The organism is Streptomyces sp. NBC_00461 (genome assembly GCF_036013935.1).
In the GTDB taxonomy this organism is placed as follows: domain Bacteria; phylum Actinomycetota; class Actinomycetes; order Streptomycetales; family Streptomycetaceae; genus Streptomyces.
Genome location: NZ_CP107902.1, coordinates 7,536,808 through 7,560,716, shown reverse-complemented (window position 1 = coordinate 7,560,716; position 23,909 = coordinate 7,536,808). Strand labels below are relative to the sequence as shown.

The 23,909-nt window shown below is 70.8% G+C and carries 23 protein-coding genes; 15 read left to right on the top strand and 8 right to left on the bottom strand.

From position 1 onward, the window contains the following. Window positions 1-25: 25 nt before the first annotated feature. Both OG870_RS35205 and OG870_RS35200 read right to left on the bottom strand, forming a co-directional pair. The gene (locus OG870_RS35205) at window positions 26-673 is read right to left on the bottom strand and encodes a ScbR family autoregulator-binding transcription factor (RefSeq protein WP_266523125.1); all 648 of its coding nucleotides are present in this window, start codon (window positions 671-673) and stop codon (window positions 26-28) included. Window positions 674-742: 69 nt separating this feature from the next. Further along, window positions 743-1,624 carry a ScbA/BarX family gamma-butyrolactone biosynthesis protein gene (locus OG870_RS35200; protein WP_266523124.1) on the bottom strand — a complete coding sequence of 294 codons (882 nt, stop codon included), beginning with the start codon at window positions 1,622-1,624 and terminating at the stop codon, window positions 743-745. 287 nt (window positions 1,625-1,911) lie between these two features. On the opposite strand from OG870_RS35200, the gene OG870_RS35195 reads away from it, so the two are divergent. After that, window positions 1,912-2,841 carry a lytic polysaccharide monooxygenase auxiliary activity family 9 protein gene (locus OG870_RS35195; protein ID WP_266843537.1) on the top strand — a complete coding sequence of 310 codons (930 nt, stop codon included), beginning with the start codon at window positions 1,912-1,914 and terminating at the stop codon, window positions 2,839-2,841. 18 nt (window positions 2,842-2,859) lie between these two features. Here OG870_RS35195 and OG870_RS35190 read toward each other — a convergent pair whose 3' ends face one another. Further along, window positions 2,860-3,513 (bottom strand): Tat pathway signal sequence domain protein, encoded by a 654-nt coding sequence (locus OG870_RS35190; protein ID WP_266590764.1) that lies wholly within the window; start codon window positions 3,511-3,513, stop codon window positions 2,860-2,862. 629 nt (window positions 3,514-4,142) lie between these two features. Here OG870_RS35190 and OG870_RS35185 point away from each other — a divergent pair. From OG870_RS35185 to OG870_RS35175, 3 genes are read left to right on the top strand one after another with little or no spacing between them, the layout of a single operon-like run. Beyond that, on the top strand, window positions 4,143-4,814 hold the full coding sequence (locus OG870_RS35185) for a DUF6230 family protein (protein WP_266523834.1): 672 nt from the start codon (window positions 4,143-4,145) through the stop codon (window positions 4,812-4,814). Then, a complete protein-coding gene (locus OG870_RS35180) occupies window positions 4,814-5,254 on the top strand; it encodes a DUF6114 domain-containing protein (RefSeq protein WP_266523121.1) in 441 nt (146 codons plus the stop codon). Before OG870_RS35185 ends, OG870_RS35180 begins: the two co-directional genes overlap by 1 nt. A 43-nt stretch (window positions 5,255-5,297) precedes the next feature. Further along, on the top strand, window positions 5,298-6,317 hold the full coding sequence (locus OG870_RS35175) for an Lrp/AsnC family transcriptional regulator (RefSeq protein ID WP_266590762.1): 1,020 nt from the start codon (window positions 5,298-5,300) through the stop codon (window positions 6,315-6,317). A gap of 22 nt (window positions 6,318-6,339) precedes the next feature. Here OG870_RS35175 and OG870_RS35170 read toward each other — a convergent pair whose 3' ends face one another. Beyond that, window positions 6,340-7,770 (bottom strand): MFS transporter, encoded by a 1,431-nt coding sequence (locus OG870_RS35170; RefSeq protein ID WP_266843538.1) that lies wholly within the window; start codon window positions 7,768-7,770, stop codon window positions 6,340-6,342. 432 nt (window positions 7,771-8,202) lie between these two features. Between OG870_RS35170 and OG870_RS35165 the strand changes: the two genes are divergently transcribed. The 5 genes from OG870_RS35165 (at window position 8,203) to OG870_RS35145 (ending at window position 13,146) form a co-directional block, all read left to right on the top strand. Beyond that, a complete protein-coding gene (locus OG870_RS35165; RefSeq protein WP_266843539.1) occupies window positions 8,203-9,216 on the top strand; it encodes a substrate-binding domain-containing protein in 1,014 nt (337 codons plus the stop codon). Window positions 9,217-9,379: 163 nt separating this feature from the next. After that, window positions 9,380-11,779 carry a nitrate- and nitrite sensing domain-containing protein gene (locus OG870_RS35160; RefSeq protein WP_266590756.1) on the top strand — a complete coding sequence of 800 codons (2,400 nt, stop codon included), beginning with the start codon at window positions 9,380-9,382 and terminating at the stop codon, window positions 11,777-11,779. Window positions 11,780-11,794: 15 nt separating this feature from the next. Next, window positions 11,795-12,226, top strand: coding sequence for a roadblock/LC7 domain-containing protein (locus OG870_RS35155; protein WP_266523113.1), 432 nt, complete (start codon window positions 11,795-11,797; stop codon window positions 12,224-12,226). A 1-nt stretch (window position 12,227) separates the two neighbouring features. After that, window positions 12,228-12,584: a DUF742 domain-containing protein gene (locus OG870_RS35150; RefSeq protein WP_266523111.1), complete on the top strand. Its 357-nt coding sequence runs from the start codon at window positions 12,228-12,230 to the stop codon at window positions 12,582-12,584. Further along, window positions 12,571-13,146 (top strand): GTP-binding protein, encoded by a 576-nt coding sequence (locus OG870_RS35145; protein ID WP_266590754.1) that lies wholly within the window; start codon window positions 12,571-12,573, stop codon window positions 13,144-13,146. Before OG870_RS35150 ends, OG870_RS35145 begins: the two co-directional genes overlap by 14 nt. A gap of 101 nt (window positions 13,147-13,247) precedes the next feature. Here the strand turns inward: OG870_RS35145 and OG870_RS35140 are convergent, their stop codons facing one another. Beyond that, entirely contained in the window at window positions 13,248-14,207 is a 960-nt protein-coding gene (locus OG870_RS35140; RefSeq protein ID WP_266523106.1) for an ABC transporter substrate-binding protein, read from the bottom strand. A gap of 348 nt (window positions 14,208-14,555) precedes the next feature. On the opposite strand from OG870_RS35140, the gene OG870_RS35135 reads away from it, so the two are divergent. Genes OG870_RS35135 through OG870_RS35120 form a run of 4 tightly spaced genes read left to right on the top strand, consistent with a single transcriptional unit; the run spans window position 14,556 to window position 19,306 of the window. Beyond that, window positions 14,556-17,738 carry an ATP-binding protein gene (locus OG870_RS35135; RefSeq protein ID WP_266590752.1) on the top strand — a complete coding sequence of 1,061 codons (3,183 nt, stop codon included), beginning with the start codon at window positions 14,556-14,558 and terminating at the stop codon, window positions 17,736-17,738. Continuing rightward, complete coding sequence (locus tag OG870_RS35130; protein WP_266523101.1) at window positions 17,735-18,214, top strand: roadblock/LC7 domain-containing protein; 480 nt, start codon at window positions 17,735-17,737, stop codon at window positions 18,212-18,214. The genes OG870_RS35135 and OG870_RS35130 overlap by 4 nt, the downstream gene beginning before the upstream one ends. Window positions 18,215-18,264: 50 nt before the next feature. After that, on the top strand, window positions 18,265-18,681 hold the full coding sequence (locus OG870_RS35125; protein WP_266523099.1) for a DUF742 domain-containing protein: 417 nt from the start codon (window positions 18,265-18,267) through the stop codon (window positions 18,679-18,681). Further along, window positions 18,668-19,306: a GTP-binding protein gene (locus OG870_RS35120; RefSeq protein ID WP_405625182.1), complete on the top strand. Its 639-nt coding sequence runs from the start codon at window positions 18,668-18,670 to the stop codon at window positions 19,304-19,306. The genes OG870_RS35125 and OG870_RS35120 overlap by 14 nt, the downstream gene beginning before the upstream one ends. A 70-nt stretch (window positions 19,307-19,376) precedes the next feature. Here OG870_RS35120 and OG870_RS35115 read toward each other — a convergent pair whose 3' ends face one another. Genes OG870_RS35115 through OG870_RS35105 form a run of 3 tightly spaced genes read right to left on the bottom strand, consistent with a single transcriptional unit; the run spans window position 19,377 to window position 21,891 of the window. Next, complete coding sequence (locus OG870_RS35115) at window positions 19,377-20,045, bottom strand: ABC transporter permease (protein ID WP_266523097.1); 669 nt, start codon at window positions 20,043-20,045, stop codon at window positions 19,377-19,379. Next, a complete protein-coding gene (locus tag OG870_RS35110; RefSeq protein WP_266523095.1) occupies window positions 20,042-20,764 on the bottom strand; it encodes an ABC transporter permease in 723 nt (240 codons plus the stop codon). Before OG870_RS35110 ends, OG870_RS35115 begins: the two co-directional genes overlap by 4 nt. After that, complete coding sequence (locus OG870_RS35105; protein WP_266523092.1) at window positions 20,761-21,891, bottom strand: ABC transporter ATP-binding protein; 1,131 nt, start codon at window positions 21,889-21,891, stop codon at window positions 20,761-20,763. Before OG870_RS35105 ends, OG870_RS35110 begins: the two co-directional genes overlap by 4 nt. Before the next feature lie 248 nt (window positions 21,892-22,139). Between OG870_RS35105 and OG870_RS35100 the strand changes: the two genes are divergently transcribed. Then, window positions 22,140-23,093 (top strand): ATP-binding cassette domain-containing protein, encoded by a 954-nt coding sequence (locus OG870_RS35100; protein WP_266590750.1) that lies wholly within the window; start codon window positions 22,140-22,142, stop codon window positions 23,091-23,093. Continuing rightward, complete coding sequence (locus OG870_RS35095) at window positions 23,090-23,905, top strand: ABC transporter permease (protein ID WP_266590748.1); 816 nt, start codon at window positions 23,090-23,092, stop codon at window positions 23,903-23,905. The genes OG870_RS35100 and OG870_RS35095 overlap by 4 nt, the downstream gene beginning before the upstream one ends. Window positions 23,906-23,909: the final 4 nt, after the last annotated feature.

The following is a 23,909-nucleotide window of genomic DNA, read 5'->3' as shown; positions in this document are numbered from 1 at the left end:
TTCCCGCACGGGCTCCGTCGCCACCTCAGACCGTTCTGATCTCCCGCTCAAGGCGGGCGGCGAGGCTCAGATAGCGGGCGCGGCGGGGCACCGGGACCAGGCCGCGGATCATGACGTGCCACATCTCGGCCAGCCTGCGGGGCTGGCGGGCGACGGGTTCGAGGGAGCGGCCCACGACGCGGGTGCCGACGAAGAAGCTGACGAGGGAGTGCGCGACGGCCTCGACGTCGACGTCCGGGTGGACGTCGGCCTCCTTGATGGCGCCGAGGAGTCTGCGGGTGGCCATGTCCCGCCACTCGGTGAACGGGTGCTTCAGCGGCGGCCGCACCGCGACTCCCCCGGTCGCGAGCCGGAGTCCGGCCCGCGGGATCGGGCCCTCGACGGACAGCCGGGCGATACCGAAGGTGATGCGTATCAGGCTTTCGAGCGAGGAGTAGCCCCGGCCGTCCAGTTCCTTCGTCACCTCGTGCCAGGCCCTGGACTGCAGCTCCATGATCGCGTGGGCCAGGTCCTCCTTCGCCGCGAAGTGGAAGTAGAGGGCGCCCTTGGTGACTTGGGCGTGTTCGACGATGTCGCTGAGGCTGGTCGACTCGTAGCCGTGACGGTCGAACAGGTCGGCTGCGGCCGTGATGATCGTCGCGCGGGTCTGCTCGGCGCGTAACTGCCTCGCCATCGGCTGAACACTCCTGGGCTGGAAAGAACGGGTCGTGCTGTTTGTTTCTTACTCCCCGTGAACGATATCTCACCGTGCGACGGCGTCGACGAGGCACTCGAAGACCGTCGACTCACCCTGTCTTCCCCGGACTTCGAGGCCCGTCCCGTGCCCCTCGGTCACCTCGATCCAGGTGGGTCTGTCCAGCTCGGCGTACTGATGGAAGGCCGCATGGAAGGTCGCTGACCCGGCCGGGTCGGCGGTGCGTGCGCGGGCGGCCTGGCGGGCCGCCTCCAGGAGCAGCATGCCGGGCACGTGGTCGAGCGGATGGTCGAAGAAAACGGGATGCGCGGTATCTACCCGTAGTTGTCGGCGGCCGTGGCGGTCGGGCGGGGCGAGCACCACGTCCGTGGGCAGGGCACGGCCCACGACGCCGGCCGGCAGGGCCGACGGGAGCGGCAGGGCGCAGACGGTCGCCGCGGTGCGGCCGCCGCGGAGTCTGCGGTAGACGGACTCGCTGGTCCAGCTGACGGCGATGTGCGCGCTCGCGACACGCTCACCGCCCAGGCGCACGACGGTGTCGTAGCGGAGCGCGGTGGGGCGTCCCGCGCGGTGGCGGACGTCGAAGACGGTGACGTCGAGGACGGGTTCGGCGGGTGCGGCACCGACGGCGAGATGCTCGGGACAGGTGCTGAGGCGGAGTTCCTTGAGGACGAAGCAGTGGTCGAGCGGGGCGTCGTAGGCGGCGTGCGCGAGGAGTGCCCCGCACTGGCGGACGGTCTCCGCGACGAGCAGCGGCTCGTACGCGGACCGGTCCGGCGACACGTGTAACTGGTGCGCCCGGGGCCACTGCGCGAAAAGCCTGAACCGGTCGGCTCCGGTCCGCTTCCAGTCGGTGAGAAACGTCTCCGCGACGGCTGCCCGGTGAACGAGCTGACGGGGCACGGTGGCCGTCAAGATCGGTTGAGGCATGTTGCTCCCTCGGTCCCCCGAAAGCGGATGACAGACCAGACGGAGACGTGCCCGTGCCGGTGACCGTCAGAGTACGAGGCGACCGGTTGGTTTTCAATGAGACGTCGGTGGCCTCGTGGGGCGTCCGGCGCAGGTGAACGGCCGACGGGCCGCCCGGCGCCCCGTCCGCACCTTCCGGGACGGGGGCGGCGGTTGACCGGGAGCGGGGACGGTGGTGAACAGGCCGGACCGTTTTTCCGTACTCCCCGGAAGCCCACCGTTCCGCGCCGGCCGAGGAGACGTTCCGGATGCCCCGGATGACCGCACACCGCACCGCCCTGACGGCCGCCCTCGTGACCCCGTTCGTGCTGCCCCTGTGGGCGGCCGGCCCCGCGCAGGCGCACGGCGCACCCACCGATCCCGTCAGCCGGGTCTACGCCTGCTCACCCGACGGCGGCGGCAACGCGCGGTCGGCGGCCTGCAAGGCGGCCGTCGCCGCGAACGGCGCCCCCTTCACCCTGTGGGACAACCTGCGGGTGCCGGACGTGGCCGGCCGGGACCGGCAGGTCATCCCCGACGGAAAGCTGTGCAGCGGTGGGCTGAGCGCCTACAAGGGGCTCGACCTGGCCCGCGCCGACTGGCCGTCGACGACGCTGAAGCCGGGCGCGACGCTGACGATGAAATACGCCTCGACGATCCCGCACACCGGCACGTTCAAGCTCTACCTCACCAAGCCCGGCTACGACCCCAGGAAGCCACTGACCTGGTCCGAACTGCCGGAGCAGCCGTTCGCGGCGGTCAAGGACCCGGCGCTGACGAACGGCGCGTACCGCATCACCGCGAAGCTGCCGTCCGACCGGACCGGGCACCACGTGCTCTACACGATCTGGCAGAACAGCAGCACGACGGACACCTATTACTCGTGCTCGGACGTGGTGTTCGGGGCGGCCGGGAGCGGCACGGCCGGCGGCGCCGAGGCGTCGGCCTCCGCGGGCGGCGGGAAGAAGAGCGCGAGCGGCAGCCCTTCGGCGACGCGCGAGCCCCGTACGACTCCGTCCCGGAGCACCGAGGCCGCGGCGAGCCCGCAGAAGGACACCTCCGCCCCCGACAGCACCCCGGTGGCCTCGGTCTCCACCGACCACTCGGGGCCCTCCGCGCCCATGCTGGCGGGCGGCGCCGCTGCGGTACTGGTGCTCACCGGCGGCGCCGCCCTGGCGCTGCGTCTGCGTCGACGCTGAACTGCCCTTGCGCTTACGTCAGTTGACGTAGACGGCCGCGCCGTTGTCCGTCACCGGGGCGTACTTGGCGGTGAAGTAGCCGTTGCTGAAGCAGAGCGACGAGCCGGACGTCTTGGTGAAGTGCTGGCTGGTGAAGTTGATGCTGTTGTCGTCGTTGCTCGCCGTGCCGGTCAGGCTGGGGGCCTGGTAGACGCAGGTGATGCTGCCCAGCAGGGTGGTCAGCTTGACCGTGGTCTGGATGGTGGAGCCGCTGGCCGGGGTCACGGTGATGGCACCGTCGGAGGCCACGGCGGTGGTGTACGGCAGGTTGTCGACCGAGATGCTCTTGACGCCGAGCACGCCGACGACGTTGCTGGTGCAGCTGCTGCTGTCGAAGGTCTGCCCGCTGACCGTCTCGGTGGCCGTGCCCGGCGCGGCGGGGTTGTCGGCGACGGTCGCGGTGAACGTCGACGAGGCGCACTTGACGCCGCTGGTGCCGGTCGCGCTGGAGTAGAGGGTGGCGCTGGTGCCGCCGGCCAGCGGCGCGGTGAGGACGTCGCCGACCGCGGCGGCGGTGCCGCCGGCCGAACCGGTGGTGAGGACCGCGGTGTCGGCCGCCGAGGCGGGCAGGGCCGCGGGGATCGAGAGGGCGGCGACAGCGCCGACGAGGGTGATGAGGGTGCGAGTACGCATGCGGGGGTCTCTCTTTTCTGAGATGCGGGGGCCGAAAGTGGCGTGGAAGGACGCGCGTACGCGTCCGCCGTTGCCGGTCCGTGGCGCCTTCTCCGTACGCGACGGGCCGGCAACGGCAACCGGCCGGTGAGCGGCCGAAGACCCGTGGGGAGGGCCGTCGGCCGAGACCGGGCGGGGAGAGGCGGCTCGCACGGACCAGGGGGGAAGTGCCCGTGCAAGACCGTCGGGGGCGTGAGGGCGTGGGGGCGTGAGGGATTCCGGGAACGCGGGCCAATGCCGCGCGGCCGGATCCGGCGCCACGGATCCTGGGGGAAGCCAGGGCAAGTTGTAGACCTGAGTGTCAGTCAACGTCAAGGCGTGACAAGGGAGTTGACGAACATTCAAGAGTGGGACGAGATCCCCGACCGTCCACGAAGGCACAGGTGGGGCACAACCGACACTCTTTTTCCACAACTCTCTTGACCCTTAAATGTAACCACGGGTAACTTCCTCGTCGGCTACTGCGGAGTACGAGAAAGCCCTTGCGCCCGCCGGGAGTTGCGAGGAGTCGTGCGCCGTAGTCCGCTGTCCGCGCCAGGACAACGTGCCGCTGATGCCCAACCCCGCAATGACTATGCATGGGAGCAGAAATGGCCTCGTCCTCGGACGTCACCTCGTCCGCCGACCACACCCCGGGGAATCCCGAAAGCGGTTCCGCACCCGAGCCCGCGAGACGCGGGCGGGTCCGGCTGCGCCGCGCCGCCGTGATGGCCGTGCCGGCCGTCACGGTCGCCGCCGGCCTCGCGATCATGACCGCCGAGGGCGCGCTGGGCGTGCAGTTCTCGATCTCCGGCATGCCGTTCACGGTCACCGCCAAGTCGCTCGACGGCACCGGATTCGAGCAGTTCGGCGACCTCGACAGCATGATCCCGGACAGCCCGAACGCGGGCGACACCGGTGGTCAGGTGCTGATCGTCACCTCCGCCATCAAGAACGCGACGCTGGACAGCCTGTGCCAGAGCGTCGACCTGGGCGGCACCAACCTGCTCATCAAGGCGGGCAGCGGCTCGTCGAAGGTCAAGGCGACCAACCTGACCACCGACTCGACCGAGCTGTCGGGCGACGCGTCCTTCAACAACATCGAGATCGGCAACGACGCCAGCACGCTCACCAAGGCCGGGGTCAAGGGCAAGGAGGGCGTCTTCAGCCAGCAGGCCGACACCGTGCACATCGACAACCTGCGGCAGACCAACTACGCGACCACCGCCGCTGTGTTCAAGCTTCCGGGCCTGAAACTCAGCTTCAGCGACTCGGGTTGCTGATGTCGGGCTCCCCGAAACAAGGCGTGCGGCCCGCTTTCCGTCAGTGGCGGGCCCGCCGTCCGTTCCCGGGCGGGCTGCTGCTCGCCCTGGGTGGAGCGGAGATCCTGCTCACCGAGAAGGCCTCACTGAAGGTCATCATGCACATCGGCATGCAGGGCCTGGCCGGCTATCTGCTGCCCACCGTCATGCTGCTGTGCGGCCTGCTGATCCTCTTCAGCCCGGCCCAACGCCTGTTCTACTCGATCATCGGTGTCCTGTGCTCCCTGGGCAGCTGGCTCACCTCGAACCTCGGCGGCTTCTTCATCGGCCTGCTCCTGGGAGTCGTCGGCAGCTGCCTCGCGTTCGGCTGGCTGCCGAACCAGGAGCCGCGCCGCGGCCGACGGCAACGGCGGAAGGAAGCGCGGGCGGCGAAGAACGTACCGGAAGCGGTACAGCCGTAGCGGCGCCGGTCCGGGCCACACCGGGGAACTGAAGAATGTGTCCATGCTGGACGACCTGGACCGCGCGCTGATCCACGCGCTGCACATCGACGGCCGCGCGCCCTTCAGCCGGATCGCCACCGCGCTCGACGTCTCGCCGCAGACGGTCGCCCGACGGTACCGGCGGCTGCGTACGGAGGCGTCGTTGCGGGTCGTGGGGCTGCCGGACCCGGATCGGGCGGGGCGGACGCAGTGGCTCGTCCGGCTCACCGTGGCGGCAGGTTCCGCACAGGACGTGGCGCAGGCCCTGGTGCGCCGTCGGGACACCTCGTGGGTGAAGCTCACCTCCGGCGGTACGGAGATCGTGTCGGTCATCCACACGCCGACGGACTCGACGGCGGGCAACTCCCTTCTCCTGCACGACATTCCACGCACCGTCAGCATCACCGCGGTGTCCGCGCACTGTCTGCTGCACACCTATCTGGGCGGTCCGACGAACTGGCGCCGGAGCACGAACGCGCTGGACGAACGACAGCAGCGTGTCCTGCGCGAACACGAGGCCGCGGACACGTCGCATGTGCCGGTGCCGCGCCAACTCTGCGACCAGGACGGCGACTTGCTGCTGGCCCTGCAGAGGGACGGGCGGGCCACGCACGCCGAGCTGGCGGGGGCGACGGGCTGGTCCCCGGGGACCGTGGCACGCCGACTGGCGGATCTGCGCGCGGGTGGCGCGATCTTCTACGACGTCGAGGTCGACGCGGGCCGTTTTGGCGCGAACACGCGGGCACTGCTGTGGATGTCGACGAGCCCGGCCCGTCTGGAACACGTGGCGACGACGCTCGCGGGCCACGACGAACTGGCCTTCGTCGCGGCCACCACGGGCCCCGCCAACCTGGTCGCCCAGGCCCTCTGCCGCGACCCCAAGGACCTGCACCACTATCTGACCCGCCGCCTCGGCTCCCTGGACGCCATCCACACCCTGGAGACCAGCCCGGTCCTGCAGAACCTCAAGGCGGCCAGCCCGATCATGACGGACCTGTCCCGCCTGCGGCGCCCCGCCGGGAGGCAGCGCACGTGGCAGTGACCCCCGTCTGACGAGATCAGGATCAGCCCCTCCGGCGTCCGCCCATCGCACGGCTGGCCGCATAGCTGACCGTCACCAGTGCGACCGCCACCCAGATCGCCGCCCGGACCGCGTGGAGGGCCGATGACGCGTCGTCCGGCCGGGCGTTGCTCAGGTAGACGCTGCCCAGGACGGCGACCCCCAGCGTGGCGCCCACCTGCTGGACCGCGTTCAGCAGGCCCGCTGCCGAGCCGATCTCCTGGGGCTGGAGCGGCTTCAGGGCGAGGGTGAAGAAGGCGGGGGTGAACAGGCCCACGCCGAGTCCGACGACGGCGAGGGCGGGCAGCAGCAGTGTCGGATAGGAGGCCGCATCCGCCGTGCCGTACACCGCGATCGCCGACAGGGCGCCCAGCAGCAGCAGCGCGAGGCCGACGGACATCAGGCGCGCCCCGTACCGCCCGACCAGGTACGCGCCGGCCGTCCAGGACCCGACCGCCAGGCCCACCGACCAGGGAGCCAGCGTCAGGCCCGCCGTCAACACATCGGCGCCCAGGCCCAGTTGGAGCTGGAGCACGATGACCGTCATCAGGCCGTTGGTGACGGCGAAGAAGGACGTGGACGTCACCAACGCGGCCGGGAAGCCCCGGTGGGCGAACAGGCTCGGCTCCACCAGTGGGCTGCGCCCGGCGGCGGCCTCCCTGCGCTGGTGCACCGTGAACAGCGACATCAGGCACAGCCCGGCGGCGACGAGCCCCCAGCTCCGCCCCGGCAGCGCCGAGAGGTCCGCACCGATCAGCGGGTACACGACGAGCCCGACGCCGGTCATGGCCAGGAGCGTGCCGGTCACGTCGAGGGCCGGCCGCCGCGGCGCGCGGCTCTCCAACAGCCTGGGCGAGATCACGAGCACGGCGAGCGAGACGGGGACGTTCACCAGGAACGCCGCGCGCCATGAGGAGCCGAACAGGTCGGCGTGGGTGAGCACACCGCCGAGCACCGGTCCGCAGACCGCGGCGAGACCCATGACGGGCCCGATGCCGCCGAGCGCCCTGGACATCTCGGGTCCGGCGAACATCGCCTTGATCAGGCCGATGGTCTGGGGAATGATCACGGCCGCCGCCGCGCCCTGCACCACCCGGAAGGCGATCAGCGCTCCCACCGACGGCGCCGCGGCACACGCGGCTGACGCGAGCATGAATCCCGTGACGCCGAGGACGAACAGTCTCTTGCGGCCGGCGATGTCCCCCAGCCGGCCACCGGTGATCAGCAGCACCGCGAACGGCAGGGTGTACGCGGTCGTGAACCACTGGACGGCGGACACCGACCCGCCCAGATCGGCATGGATCGCCGGCGCGGCGACCTGCACAATGGTCGCGTCCAGCAGGTTCATCGCCTCACCGAGCAGCAGGGCCACGAGCGCCGGCCACCGCCACCGGTACGCCGTGGGGGCCGGCGTCAGCACACGCTCAGCAGTCATCGGGGGTTCCTCTCCACTCCACCGTCGTCGGCGCACAGCGGCCGGCCCCCTCAGCGGGGCACCGGCCGCGTCGTTTCCACGGCTCAGCGTGGAGGCGGCGGGAGAGGGGGCTCCAGCCGCAGCCGCGAGAGGGAGGATTTCTTCCGTCGATGCCGCTCGCGATCGCGATTTCCCACACCGGCCGACGCCTGGCGGTGACCACTGCCGCTCAAGTGGTTTGCGTTGCCCGCGAGCTGACCAGGCTGGAAGCATCATCACGATGCGGCACCGACAACTCACTCAAGGTTGCTGATCACTTGACTACGGCGGTCACACACGATTGGCTCCGGCCAGCGAGGTTTTCCCGGACGCTGTACGACGTGCCGGACGTCGTTCGGGGCCGGTCTCTCGCCGTTCCGCTTGCTCGGCCGCACTGCGAGGTACCGCACCCTCATGAACACTCCTCCCCCACCTCCGCTCCCCCGCAGACGCGCGCGCGTCGCCGCCCTGGCCGCGGTCGTCTGTCTGCTCGCGGCCGGCTGCTCCGGATCCGGTGGCAGCGACTCCACCGCGGACACCGTCGGCAAGGCGGGAGGCGGCGGCGGCCGTCTCAAGGTCGCCCTGGTCACGCACGCCTCGGACGGCGACACCTTCTGGAACCTGGTGCGCAAGGGCGCCGAGGCGGCCGCCGCGAAGGACGACATCGATCTGACGTATGCCAACGACCCCGACTCGGCGGGGCAGGCCGAGCTGGTGCGGGACGCGGTCCGGCAGAAGGTCGACGGCATCGCGCTGACCCTCGCCAAGCCGCAGGCGATGAAGGGTCCGGTGGCTGCGGCCAAGGCGGCGGGCATACCCGTGGTCGGCCTCAACTCGGGCATCGGCTCCTGGCAGTCCGAGGGGATCCTGGAGTTCTTCGGCGAGGACGAGAGCCTGGCCGGGCGGGCGGTCGGCGACAAGCTGGACGGCCTCAAGGCCCGGCACGCGCTGTGCGTCATCCACGAACGCGGCAACGTCGCCCTGGAGGCCCGCTGCGCCGGTGTGAAGAAGACCTTCGACGGCACCACCGAGAACCTCTACGTCGAGGGCACCGACGCGAACGCGACCGGCGCCGCGATCACCGCCAGGTTGCGGCAGGACCCGACGATCGACGAAGTGGTCACGCTGGGCGCCCCGTTCGCGCTGACCGCGGTGAAGTCGGTGAAGCAGTCCGGCAGCCGGGCCCGGGTCGCCACCTTCGATCTGAACCAGGACCTGGTGAAGGCGGTCGAGAGCGGTGACGTGCAGTTCGCGGTCGATCAACAGCCGTATCTGCAGGGCTACCTCGCGGTGGACGCGCTGTGGCTGTACCGGACCAACGGCAACATCAGCGGCGGCGGTGTGTCCCCCGTGCTCACCGGCCCGGCCTTCGTGACCAGGACGAACGTGGACTCCGTGGCCAGGTTCGCGGCACGCGGCACACGCTGATCCGCACACCGCACGACAGTTCGTACACCAACGTCTCGAAAGATTCGGAGACCTGTGGCACGTGCGGTCACTTGTACGGATAGCATCCTGTGCACCCCTTCCCTCCCCGCTCCCGGCCACCCCCGGTGTTCTCCCCTTTTTCCGCTGATTGCCTAGGACCACGATGTCTGAACGGACAGGTGCCCGGCGCCGTCTCGGCTCCATACGTCTCTCCCTGATCCTGCTGGCCCTGGTGCCCAGCGTCACCCTCGTCGCCCTGTGGGGCATCACGACCAAGCAGATGTTCGACGAGGGGCTACGGCTGCGTGGGCAGACCCAGCTGAGCCGTTCGACCGGCGCCATGGGCACCGACGCGACGCTCGCGCTGCAGCAGGAGCGCACCCTGTCGGCGGCCTGGCTGGCCGACCCGCACGGCTCCCGGGCGGCGCTGGAGGCACAGCGCAAGGAGACCGACAAGGCGGTCGCGAAGCTGGTCGGGCAGTCCGACGCGATCGACAAGGCACCCGCGCGCATCTCGGACCGGCTGTACTCGGTCGTCGGTTCCGTGGGCAGCCTGGAGTACTTCCGGGGCCAGGTGGACAACCCCACCGATATCACCGCCGCGCAGGCGCTGGACCAGTACAGCTCGATCATCGACGACCAGATCCACGCCTTCCAGGAGCTCTCCCAGGTCGACGACGGCGACCTCACCTCGCAGGCCGGCCCGCTGGTCGCCCTGGAGCACGCGGCTGAGCTGGTCTCCCAGGAGGACGCGCAGCTCACCATGGCCTGGCCGTCCGGGCATCTGAGCGAGGAGGAGTGGAACGCGTTCGCCGAGCTGGTCGACGCCCGGCGCTGGCTCGTCCGGGACCAGATCGTCCCCGCGCTGAGCGGCAGCGCCAAGACACAGACCGTGCGGATTCTGCAGAGCCCCGAGTGGCAGACCCTCCAGGGCATCGAGGACCAGGTGCTCGCGTCCCGGCCGTCCGCCGCCGACGGGAAGGCCGCGCTGCCCGACGCGCGGAGGCGCACGGCGTGGGCCGGCGCGTTCGACAAGATCGGCGACCGGTACACGCGGCTGATCGACAGCCAGACGTCCGGCCTGCTCGACCAGAGCGCCGACAAGGCCGACAACCTGCTGCTCACCGCCGCCTCGCTCAGCGCGGGCGGGCTGATCGCCCTGCTGCTGTGCGTGGGCATGTCCTGGCGGATCACCCGCTCCCTGTCCCGGCGGCTGCGTGGCCTCAGGGAGGCCACCCTGAGCCTGGCCGAGGAACGGCTGCCGGACGTCGTGGCCCGCCTCGACCGGGGCGAGACGATCGACGCGGACCTCGCGGCCCCGCCGCTGGACTACGGCGGTGACGAACTCGGCCAGGTGGCACGGGCGTTCAACAAGGCGCAGCGCACGGCGGTGCACACCGCGGTCGAACTCGCCGACACCCGGCGCGGTTTCCAGAAGGTCATCCTCGGCATCGCCCGGCAGAGCCAGAACCTGATCAACCTGCAGCTCACCAAGCTCGACGCGCTGGAGCGCCGGCACTCCGACCCGGACGTCCTGAGCGGCCTGTACGAACTGGACTCCACGGCCAGCCAGTTGCGCCGCTACGAGGAGAACCTGGTCATCATCAGCGGCGAGCAGCCCAGGCGCAGCTGGCGTGAGCCGGTCGCGCTGGTCGACATCCTGCGCAGCGCCGTCGGCGAGGTCGCCGAGTACCAGCGGGTCGAGGTGCACACCGACGAGGACGTGTGTCTGGCGCCGCCCGCGGTGGCCGACGTGATCCACCTGCTGGCCGAGCTGATCGACAACGCGACCGTGTACTCGCCCGCGCCGGCCCCCGTCGCGGTGCGCGCCGCACTGGTGGCCAAGGGCCTGGCCGTGGAGGTCGAGGACCGCGGTCTCGGCATGTCGGAGGAGGACTACGCCTCCTTCAACGCCCAGTTGGCGGTGGAGCCGCAGTTCGACGTGGTGGCGCTGGCCGACGACCTCAGGCTCGGCATGTTCGTGATCGCCCGTCTCGCCACCCGGCACGGCATCGCGGTCACCCTGCGCCCGTCGGCGTACGGCGGAACGACGGCGATCGTGCTGCTCCCGCACGAGATCGTCGTACGGGAGTCGTCGGCGACCGGCGACTCCTCCGATCCGGCGGAGCCGGCCACCGGGGAGAAGCCCACGGAGCCCGTGCGGGAGCCGGGCCCAGCCGCCCCCGCCCGCACCGTCCCCACACCCACCCCCGCCCTCGCGTCCTCCGCCCGGCGCGAAGGTGTCACCCCGCTCCCGCGCCGCGTGCCCCAGACCAGTCTGGCCGCCGAGCTGCGCGAGGAACCCGCCGGTGACGAACACGACGGCCACGCCGAGGAGTTCACCGCGGAGCGGGCCGCTGCCTCGCTCGCCGGTTTCCAGCGGGGCACGCTCCGGGCGCGCGACGACGACGCAGACACGCAGTACGACCAGTACGACCAGGAGGGCGCACCCGTGTCTCGGGAACCGGATGCGCAGCTCCCCACCGAAGGCACCACCTCCCCCGCTCTGAACTGCGCCAGAGCGGGGGGACCCCCGTCCTCGACACCGCCCGCCGACCGCTGACGAAGGAACACCGCCATGACACGCCCCATCCCCGCCACCCATACCCAGCTCGACCAGCTGCTGACCGGACTCGTGGAGCGGGTCGCCGAGGTGAACCACGCCGTCGTGCTCTCCGAGGACGGCCTGGTCGTCAGCAGGTCCACCGGGTTCCTGCGCGACGACGCCGAGCGGCTGGCGGCCACCGCGTCAGGGCTGATGAGCCTGAGCAAGGGCGTCAGCATGGACTTCCGCGGCGGCCCGGTGCGCCAGGCGCTGATCGAGATGGCGCACGGCTATCTGATACTGACGTCGGCCGGCCCGGGTGCCCACCTTGTCGTCCTCACCAGCCAGGGCGCGGACGTGGGCGTGGTGGCGTACCAGATGAACATGCTGGTGAAGAAGATCGGCGAGCACCTCAGCGCGGCGCCGCGGGCGGGCCTCGGCCCGACCGCCGAACCCGGCGCGTGAGGTGAGCTCAGGCGACACGGCAGGCCGTCTCGTACGACTGTTCGCACTGACCGGCGGACGGACCCGGCCCAGCCGCGCCGACTTCACGCTCATCACGACGGTGACCGCGGTGGACCCGCCGCCGACCCGGGCCACCCGGCCGCAGCCCGAGCACCAGCGCATCCTGCGCCGCTGCGCCGAGCCGATCGCCGTCGCGGAACTCGCCGCGCTGCTGGACCTGCCGGTGAGCGTGGTGGTGATCATGCTCTGCGATCTCCTGGAGACGGGCCGCATCACCGCCCGCGCTCCGCACCCCGTCTCCTGCAACCCGGATCCGGACCTGCTGCAGAAAGTGAGGGACGGCCTTGGCCGGCTCTGACGCCATCACCCGGGCGGCGCCCGACACGGTGAAGATACTGATCGCCGGGGGCTTCGGCGTCGGCAAGACCACCATGGTCGGCTCGGTCAGCGAGATCGCCCCGCTGCGCACGGAGGAACGCCTGACCGCGGCCGGCCTGGGCGTCGACGACCTCGACGGCATCGAGGAGAAGCAGGCCACCACCGTGGCCCTGGACTTCGGCCGCATCACCGTCAGCCGCGACCTGGTCCTCTATCTCTTCGGCACCCCCGGCCAGCAGCGCTTCTGGTTCATGTGGAACGACCTCGCCCTGGGTGCGCTGGGCGCGGTCGTCCTCATCGACGTCCGCCGCCCGGACACCAGCTTCGCCGCCATCGACTTCTTCGAACGCCGGGGCATCCCCTTCGTCGTCGGCGTCAACGGCTTCTACGGCGAGCACCCCTACCCGCCCGACGAGATCCGCGAGGCCCTCGCCCTCCCGGACCACGTCCAGGTCCTGCTGTGCGACGCCCGCGAGCGGGCGTCGTCGCGGGACGTACTCATCGCGCTGATCGACCAGTTGATCGCAGCCCAACAGGGCTGAACCAATTCGACATACCGAGCAGGACCACGACGGCGCGGGTGCCCCCTCGTGTGGAGGGGCACCCGCGCCGGTGTGCCGGAGATCGTCCCAGGGACGTCGGATCAGCCGAGGCCGACCGTCTTCAGCCAGGCCTTGGCGACGTCCAGCGGGTCCTTGCTCTCGAGCTGCACCTGGGAGTCCAGGTCGAGCAGGGACTTGGTGTCGAGCTTGGCCGCGACCGCGTTCAGTGCGGCGACGCCGTCCGAGGACAGGCCGCTCTTGTAGACCAGCGGCTGCACGTTCTCGAAGCCGAAGAGGTTCTTCGGGTCCTGGAGGACGACGTGCTTCTCCTTGACGATGGTCGCGTCGGTGGTGAAGAGGTCCGCGGCCTGCACCGTGTTCTTCTTCAGCGCCGCCTGGGTCAGCGGACCGCCCGCGTCCAGCGGCTTGAAGCTCTCGAACTCCAGGCCGTACACCGACTTCAGGCCCACCAGGCCCTGCTGCCGGGTCTGGAACTCCGGCGAGGCACCTATCGTCAGGTCCTTCGCGATGTCCTTGAGGTCCGCGATGCTGGACTGGGACGTCAGCTTGTACTTGTCGGCGGTGGCCTTGTTGACCGTGACCGAGTCCTTGTCCTGCGCGGACGCGGGGTCGAGGAGCGTCAGCTTGGAGTCCAGCTTGGCCTCGATCGCGGCCGTCGTGGCCTCGACCGTCTTCGGCGTCGCCTTGGGGTCGAGGTAGGCCAGCAGCGCGCCGTTGTACTCGGGCAGCACGGTGATGGAGCCGTTCTTCAGCAGCCCGTACGTCGTCTCACGGCTGCCGATGTTCGGCTTGTAGGTGACCTTGACACCCTTGGCCTTCAGGGCCTCGCCATAGATGTCGGCGATCAGGATGCTCTCGGCGAAGTTGTTCGAGCCGACGACCACGGTCTTGCCGTCGGACTTCCCTCCCTGGAGCGGGTCGGAGGACTTGTTGCCGTCGGAGGAGCCACATCCCGCCAGCAGGGCCGTGGTCGCGACGAGCGCGACGGCCGCCGCGGAATAGCTCCTGATGGACCTGGGGCGTGGGGCTTTGGAAGTCACGATTCCCGTTCCGGACTCTGGGGACAGATGAGAAGCAATCTCTGACACTGATCCAATCCAGCGCGTTCTTATTCAGTCAAGAGCAGCCGGGTCACCAATTGGCCTCAATGCGTGATCAGTTGTGAATGCAGTGTGAACAGAAGGGAACGGATCCGGGGTCGCTTTGTAACGGATTCTTGACGCAGGGCGACGTGCTTGATCGTTCAATGAGGCGGTAGTCTCACCGCAGTTGGCATCGGCCACGGCGGTACACGGGGGCCGCTCGGTGTCATCCTGCACCATTTTCAGCGATCAGAATCGGTCATCCGCGTGGTCTCGCGCGATGAGACCCCCCATGAAGGAGGCCCGGTGTCCACGACCGAGGTGGACTCGCCGGCCCGGTCGGCCCCGTCGCCACTCAGGGGTGGCATACGAGGCTTCGCCGACCGATGGCCCTTCCGGCGCAAGCTGAACCTCCTGGTCGGCATACCCCTGGCCGTCGTCGCCACGCTGCTCTCCTATCTCATCGCCGACCAGGTGGGCCAGGCACGGGACGCGGCGTCCGCGGCGGACACGGTGCGCAACAGCGAGCAGGTGGCGTCGCTGGTCAACGAGGTGGAGAGCGAGCACCAGCTGGCGGTCCTGCTCTCCGTGCGCTACGAGGCCGGAGGCCGCGGCGTCAGGTCCACCCTCTCCGCCTACCGCAAGGCGCAGGACGCGGTCGACGCGCGGATCGTGAAGGTGCGCGACGCCTTCGGCGACACGCTGCCGGACGGCGAGGCGCAGGCGCTGAAGGAGGTCGAGGGCCTCACCAGCCTGCGCGGGACGGTCGAGCAGGGCTATCTGCCCGCGAGCAACATCGACCCCGCCTACGACAACGCCACCAGGACCGTGATCGACGGTCTCGGCCTGGACCGCAACGCGGAGCTGGCCGCCACCTTCACCGGCAACCTGCTGGACTCCCTGCTGCGTGCCGACGCGGCGCACGGCTCCTTCGAGACCGGCGTGTTCTCCGCGACGACCGGCGACACCAACGCGCTGATCGAGTTCACCACCGCCGTGGGCGCGCACCAGCTCTACGTCAGCCAGGCCGAGCGCTTCGCCCGCTTCGGCACCGCACAGCAGGCCGACGAGCTCGCCGACATCGAGCACACCAGCTCCCAGGGGGCCATCACCGAGGCCTACGCCGAGCTCCAGGTCGCTCCCAGCACCCTCCAGGCGACCACGCCGAAGGAGATCAAGACCGCGTTCGAGCAGGCACTGAACGACTACCCCGCCTATCCGCAGCAGGCGGAGAGCCGGCTGAAGATCACCTCGTCGCTCATCGACCAGATCGCCGACGGTGCCGAGAGCGCGTCGACGATGGCCTGGTGGCGCGCGGGCCTGCTGCTGGCCGCCGCCCTGCTCGGGTTCGTCCTCTGGCTCGCCTTCTCCGTGCTGGTGCGCCGCTCGGTGGTGCGGCCGGTGCAGGCGCTCACCGGCGCCGCCCGGGAGGTCGCCGACGTGGCGGGGCGCGAGTTGGCGCGGGTGGCCGACGAGGACGCCGAGGACGACAGCGCGCCGATGCTGCGCGAGATGCCGGTCACCGCGCGCGACGAGATCGGCGAGTTGGCCGAGGTGATCAACCAGGTGCAGACCACCGCGGTCGCCCTGCTGGAGCGTCAGGTGCTCAGCCGCCGCAACGTCGCCGAGATGTTCGGCAACGTCGGCCGCCGCGTCAGCAATCTGACGACCCGTCAACTCGCGTTGATCGACGCGGTGGAGCGCGGCGAGACCGACCCCGCACTGCTTGAGCGCCTCTACTCCATCGACCACATCGCCGTCCGTCTGCGCCGCAACGCCGACAGTCTGATGCTGCTCGCCGGCATCCGCGAGACGGTCCTCGACTCCGGCCCCACGGCGCTCACCAACGTCGTACGCGCCGCGCTCGGCCAGATCGAGGGTTTCCAGCGGGTACGGATGCACGCCCGCACCGAGGTCATGGTGGAGCCCGACATCATCGGCGACCTGACGCTGATGGTGGCCGAACTCCTGGAGAACGCCGTGTCGTTCTCGCCCGAGGGCAGCCCGGTCGAGGTGTACGTGCGCGACACCTCGGGCGCGGACACGATGCATGCCGGGGGCGCGTCCATCGTGATCTCCGACCACGGTCTGGGCATGAGCCCCGAGCGGCTCGCCGAGGAGAACGCGCGGCTGATCCGCCGCGAGCGGCTGGACGTGGTGCCGACGAAGGTGCTCGGCCTGTTCGTGGTCGGCAGCCTCGCGCGCCGCTGGGACGTCGCCGTCGAACTGTCCCGCACGCCGGGCGGCGGTATGACGGCGGAGGTGACGGTGCCGTCGTCGCTGCTGCTGGCGATGAGCCCGATGGTCGTCTCCGGCGGTCCTGCGGTCGGGAAGCGCTCCGAGCTGTCCGGACCGGCGGGTCCCGCGGGAGGTGCGGACGGCTCGGCCGGCTTCGCGCTCTCGGCGAGCGCGTACGGCAACGCGGCCGATCCCGCTGGTCCCACGGCGCGGAAGCCGGCAAGTTGGGGTGCCGGCGCCGACCGGTCCGGTGCTTCGCCGCTGACCGGCCCCGTCTCCGGGCCCCGGCCGTCCGCCACCGGCGAGGAGGACACCGGGTTGCCGCACGACACCGGCCTCGACGGCCGCCCCAGCCCGCTCCCACGCCGCGTGCCCCGCCGGGAAACCCCCACGGACACACCACCCACGAGCCCGGTCACGGCCACGGACGCGACAACCCCCGTCGTCGCGACGACGGGCCCGACCCCGACACCCACCACTACCACCGCGGGCCCGGCCCCGGAAACGCGCGATGCCGCCGCGGGCCAGACCCCGGCAACCCCCGGCACCGCCACAGGCCGGACGCCGACCGCCCCCGGCACCACCGCGCACCAGACCCCGGAAACGCGCGATGCCGCCGCGGGCCAGACCCCGGCAACCCCCGGCACCGCCACAGGCCAGACGCCGACCGCCCCCGGCACCACCGCGGGCCCGACCCCGACAACCGCCGATGCCACCGCGGGCCCGACCCCGACACCCACCACTACCACCTCGGGCCCGACCCCAACGACCTCCGGCGCCGTCGCAGGTGCCGGCCTCGGTGGGGGCTCCGGGGCCGGGGCCGGGGCGGCGAGCCCCTTCGTGCCGCGGGGCCGTGCCGAAGCGGTCGAGGGTGTGAGTCACCGTCGGTCCGACGATTCAACCCCCGCCGGGCGGGGCGGGCTTGCTGGACCGGTATCGTCTTCCCAGGTCCGGCCCGGTGTGACAACGCCGTCCGCCCAGGCCGGGACCGGCCCGACGCCCCCCGGCGACGCCTCCGCCCGCCCCCTGCGCCGCCGCGTCCGCGGTGCCACGCTCCGTACGACCGTCGACGCCGGCCAGCAGGCGGCACGGCAGGCCCCGCGGCTCGCCGACGCGGCTGCCGTGCGGGACGCGCTGGACGAGTTCGAAGCGGCCGTGGAGCGGGCACACCGCGACAGCGGCGCCGATCACCGGCCCGCGACCAATGACCCGCATGACCAGAACCACCTCCCGGAAGGAGCCGAGCAGTGAGCACGTCGACAGGCGACACTCCCCCCAGGGGAGCCACCACGCCGGCCGAACTGCAGGCCGCGGCAGCCGACTTCAACTGGCTGCTCAACCGTTTCGCCACGGAGACCGCCGGCGTCGTCGACGCCATCGCGGTCTCCTCGGACGGGCTGCTCATCGCCGTGGCGGAACTGCACGAGCGCGCCCACTCGGAGCGCCTCGCCGCGATCGTCTCGGGCATCACCAGCCTGGCCGCCGGCGCATCCGGCAACTACGGCCTCGGTGGGCTCAACAAGGTCATCATCGACCTTGAAGGCGGTCATGTCATCGTCTCCGCGATCGGCAGCGGCGCCGTCCTCGGCGTGGTCACCGACAAGGAGGCGAAGCTGGGCAACATCGCCTACGAGATGACCCTGTTCGCCAACCGGGCCGGCAGCGCGCTCAACCCCCAGCTCGTGCTCCAGCTCAAGAACAGCGTCGGCACGGCGTCAGCACGCTGACCGGTCGCCGCCAGGCTCTCAGGGCCCGGTCGAGGAGGAAGACTCAACCCATGGCGGACGGCACCCCACCTCCGGTCCCGGACCCGGTCGGCCCAGCCCCCGCCGTACGGCCCTTCCTGGTCACCGCCGGCCGGGTGGCACCGACGGCGTCCGGCCGGCCGGTGCCGGTCGAGACCCAGGTGGTGGCCACCGCCGAGGGTCTCACCGTGCTCGACGGGCTCGCCTTCGAGCAGCACGACATCGTCGCCGCCTGCCGGCAGCCGCAGTCCATCGCGGAACTCGCGGCCCGGTTGCGGCTCCACCTCAACGTCGTACGGGTCCTCGCCGAGGACCTGCGCGCCACCGGACATCTGGCGGTGCACGTGCCCGATTCCGGCGTCACGCACGACGCCTCCGTCCTGCGCAGGGTGATCGAGGCCCTGCGCGCCATACCCGACTCCCGAGGGGTACCGCGTGACTCCGACTGAACCGGCCGGCGCCTCGCCCACGCGCGAACTGACGCGCACGGAAGGGACCCCCACGGCCGCCCCGGTGGCCGTCGTACCACCGCCGCTGCCGGTCAAGATGGTGGTCGCGGGCGGTTTCGGCGTGGGCAAGACCACCACCGTCGGCTCGATCTCCGAGATCGAGCCGCTGACCACCGAGGCCGCCATCACGGAGGTCGCGGCGGGCGTCGACGACCTCAGCCACACCCCGCGCAAGACCACGACCACCGTGGCGATGGACTTCGGCTGCATCACCATCGACCCGACGCTGAAGCTGTACCTGTTCGGCACGCCCGGCCAGGAGCGGTTCGGGTTCATGTGGGACGACATCGTGGAGGGCGCGGTCGGCGGCCTCGTCATCGTGGACACCCGCCGCCTCGACGACTGCTACGCCGCCGTCGACTACTTCGAGCACCGGCAGATCCCGTTCGCCGTCGCCGTCAACGCCTTCGACGGGAAGGTCGAGCACGCCCTCGACGAGGTCCGCTGGGCGCTCGACGTCGCCGAGCGCGTCCCGCTGATCGTGTTCGACGCCCGGGAGCGCGGCTCGGTGCGGGACGCCCTGCTCGTCGTACTGGAACTGGCTCTGGCCCGCACGGAGAGCTGAGGCCGGCCGGCATACGAGCGGGCCCGGGGCGGATGGAGGATCCGCCCCGGGCCCGCGGCCTTTGGAGGGGTCAGTTGCCCCGGCGCACCCCGGGCGACACCGTGAACCGCGCCACCGCCCAGAAGAAGCCGAGCGTCACCAGGGCGAGGACGGCCACCAGGGTCGCACCGCCCACCACCTTCTCGTAGTTGCGCTGGTAGAGGCCGTCGACGATGTACCGGCCGAGCCCGCCGAGCGAGACGTACGCGGCGATGGTGGCCGTCGAGACGATCTGGATGGCCGCCGAGCGCAGGCCGCTGAGGATCAGCGGGAGCGCGACCGGCAGTTCGACCTGGAACAGGACCCTCGACTCGGCCATGCCCATGCCCCGTGCCGCGTCCACCGGGGACGGGTCGACGGTGCGCACCGCCTCGTAGGTGGTGACGAGGATCGGCGGGACGGCGAGGACGACCAGCGGGATCATCACCGGGGTCAGGCCGAGCCCGAGCAGCACGAACATCAGCACCAGCAGGCCGAAGCTGGGCAGGGCGCGTCCCGCGGTGGCGACGAAGGCCACGGTGTTGCCGCCACGTCCGGTGTGCCCCGTGAGCAGGCCGACCGGCAGGCCGATGGCGGCGGCGATGGCCAGCGCGATCAGCGAGTACTGGACGTGCTCGCGCAGCCGGGTGGGGATGCCGTCGTAGCCGTGCCAGTGGGCGTTCTCGCTGAAGAAGGCGTTGATGAAGTGGAGTACGTTCATCGGACTGCGTCCTCCAGTGCGGCGGCGGCCGGTACGGGCCGAGCCTCGGGCTCGTCGACAGGGCGGGCCTTGCGGCTGCCGCGCGGCATCCAGGGCGTCACCAGCAACCGGACGAGGACCAGCAGGGCGTCCGCGAGGATCGCGAGGACCGCCGAGCCGATCACCGAGAGCCAGATCAGGCGCGGCTGGTGGTAGATCATGCCGTCGTTGAGGAGGTTGCCGAGTCCGCCCTGGTTGCCGATCAGCATGCCGACGCTGACGAGGGAGATGCTGGAGACGGTCGCGACCCGGAGCCCGGCGATGATCGCGGGGGCCGCGATCGGCAACTGGACCTGGAAGTACCGGCGTACGGGGCCGAGGCCCATGGCGGTCGCGGCGTCGAGCGTCTCCTGCGGCACGGACCGGACACCGTCGACGATCGCCGGGACGAACACCACGAGGCTGTAGACGCCCAGCGGGATCATCACGGTCAGCTCGCTCTGGCCGGTGTAGTCGATGAGGACGACGAAGAAGGCCAGCGAGGGGACCGCGTACAGGATCGTCGTCACCCACAGCACGGGCGGGTACAGCCAGCGCAGCCGCACGCACAACTGGGCGATGGGCAGCGCCACCAGAAGCCCGCACACGACCGGGACCAGGGCCAGGCGCAGATGCAGTGCGACCAGGCCCCAGTACGTGTTCTGCAGGTCGCTCGGGATGTGGAAGATGCCGCCGTTCATCCGGCGACCTTCTCGTCGCTGCGGCCCTGGGCGTGGGCGGTGCGGATCGCCTCGCCGATGGTCTGCTGCGAGACGACGCCGGTGACCCGGCCGTCGGCGCCCACCGCGACGGCCCACCCGGTGGGCGAGAGCACGGCGCAGTCGAGGGCGGCGCGCAGCGACTCCTCGCCGTGCCGGAAGGGCCGTCCGAAGGGCAGCAGCCGCGCGGGGTCGACGGCGCCCGGGGTCAGCGCCGCCGGTTCGCTCCAGCCGAGCGGCTTGCCGGTCACGTCGGTGACGAGCAGGTACGGCACGTCGTTCGCGGTGCGCTCGGCGATCTGCTCGGCGGTGGCGTCGACGGCCACGATGGGGGTGGTGAGCAGGCCGAGGCCCGCGGAGGAGAAGAAGGAGAGCCGCCGGATGCCGCGGTCCGCGCCGAGGAAGTCCTCCACGAAGTCGTCCGCGGGGTCGGACAGCAGCTCGGCGGGCGGCGCGAACTGGGCGAGGTGACCGCCGGTGCGCATCACGGCGACCATCGTGCCGATCTTCACGGCCTCATCGATGTCGTGCGTGACGAAGACGATGGTCTTGCCCAACTCGTCCTGTATTCGCAGGAGTTCGTCCTGGAGCCCCTTGCGCACCACGGGGTCGACGGCGGAGAACGGCTCGTCCATCAGCAGGACCGGCGGATCCGCGGCGAGCGCCCGGGCCACACCGACGCGCTGCTGCTGTCCGCCGGAGAGCTGGTACGGGTACCGCTTGGCGAGCGCGCCGTCGAGCCCGACCCGCTCCATCAGCTCCCGCGCCCTCGACCGCGCCTTGTCCTTGTTCCAGCCGAGCAGCCGGGGCACGGTGGCGATGTTGTCGATGATCGTGCGGTGCTGGAAGAGACCGGCGTTCTGGATGACGTAACCCATGGACCGGCGCAGCGTGTTGACCGGCTGCTGGGTGATGTCCTTGCCGTCGATGGTGATCGTGCCCTCACTCGGCTCGATCATCCTGTTGATCATGCGCAGTGTCGTCGTCTTGCCGCAGCCCGACGGACCGACGAAGACGGTGATCGAGCGGTCGGGTATCTCCAAGGAGAGGTTGTCGACCGCGACCGTGCCGTCGGGGTACCGCTTGGTGACTGAATCTATCCGTATCAAAACGCCGAATACCCTTCGGGTGTGGCAGAGGCCGACCGCACTGCGGCCTCGGTCGCGGGCCGTTGGAGGCAGAGTCTAGACCGCCGAGGTTTCAGGGCCACGAACGGAGACCGGCTGAATTCGTTCGCCTCCTGACTGTGCCCGACCTGTGAGTTCCCCCTGCTGGGGCCAGGCGCGGTTTCACCCGCCGGCCGCGCTGAAACCGCCGTGAAGCCGTCCTGAATCCGGCCCCCGGCACGCTCTGCGACATGAACCCGACGACACCGGCCATCGAAGCCACCGGCCTGACCAAGGCGTACGGCGACAAGGTCGTCCTCGACGGCATCGACCTCAGGGTCCCGCGAGGCACGGTCTTCTCGCTGCTCGGCCCGAACGGCGCCGGCAAGACCACCACCGTCCAGATCCTCTCCACCCTGATCCGCGCCGACGGCGGCACCGCCCGTATCACCGGGCACGACGTGGCCGCCGAGCCGCAGTCCGTACGCGCCGCGATCGGGGTCACCGGCCAGTTCTCCGCCGTCGACAACCTGATCACCGGCGAGGAGAACATGGCGCTGATGGCGGACCTGCACCATCTGGACCGGCGTGAGGGCCGGCGCGTCACCGCCGGGCTCCTGGAGCGCTTCGACCTGGTGGACGCGGCGACGAAGCCCGCCTCCGCCTACTCCGGCGGCATGCGCCGGCGCCTGGACCTTGCGATGACCCTGGTCGGCTCCCCCGAGGTGATCTTCCTCGACGAGCCGACGACCGGCCTCGACCCGCGCTCACGGCACGCCGTGTGGCAGATCATCCGCGAACTCGTCGACGGCGGGGTCACGGTCTTCCTCACCACCCAGTACCTGGAGGAGGCCGACCAGCTCGCCGACCGCATCGCGGTCCTCAGCGGCGGCCGGATCGTCGCCGAGGGCACCGCGGACGAGCTGAAGCGACTCGTGCCCGGCGGCCATGTCCGGCTGCGGTTCCTCGACCCCGTTCAACTCGCCCGCGCCGCCCAGGTGCTGGAGGCGGGCGTGCCCGACAGCGAGGCGCTGACCCTCCAGGTCCCCGGCGACGGCAGCGTGCACACCCTGCGCGCACTGCTCGACCACCTCGACAACGCCTCCGTCGACGTCGACTCCCTGACCGTCCACACCCCCGACCTCGACGACGTCTTCTTCGCGGTCACCGACCGCCCCGAGCACGAGAAGGTGCAGACCCGATGACCACCGCCGCCCAGCCCGTCCAGACCGTCCAGCCCGTCCCGCACGTGCGCGACTCGCTCACCATGCTGCGGCGCAACCTGCTGCACGCCCGCCGCTACCCCTCGATGACGCTCCAGGTCGCACTCATCCCCGTCTTCCTGCTGCTCCTGTTCGTGTACGTCTTCGGTTCCGCGCTCGGCACCGGAATCGGCCAGGACGGTGACCGCACCGCCTACCTCGCCTACCTCGTCCCCGGCATCCTGCTGATGACCGCGGGGGTCGGAGCCGTACCGACGGCGGTCGCCGTGTGCACGGACATGACCGAGGGCATCGTCGCCCGCTTCCGCACGATGGCGATCTCCCGGGCGTCGATCCTGGTCGGCCATGTGGTCGGCAGCGTCATCCGGACGGCGATCACCCTGGTCCTGGTGACCGCCGTAGCCCTCGCCATCGGCTTCCGCCCCGACGCGAGCCCCGTGGAGTGGCTGGCGGCCTGCGCACTGCTCGCTCTCTTCGTCCTCGCGCTGACCTGGCTGTCGGTCGCCCTGGGACTGATCAGCAAGACGCCCGAGGGCGCCAGCAACGCCCCGCTGCCGATCTCGTTCCTGCTGCCCTTCGTCAGCAGCACCTTCGTGCCGGTCGACTCGATGCCGTCCTGGATCCGCTGGTTCGCCGAGTACCAGCCGTTCACCACGGTCATCGAGACCGTGCGCGGGCTGCTGACCGGCACGGGGATCGGGCACGACGGCTGGATGGCGGTGGCGTGGTGCGTGGCGATCGCGGTCCTCGGATTCGTCTGGTCACTCCGCCTGTTCGACCGCGACACCCACTGAACAA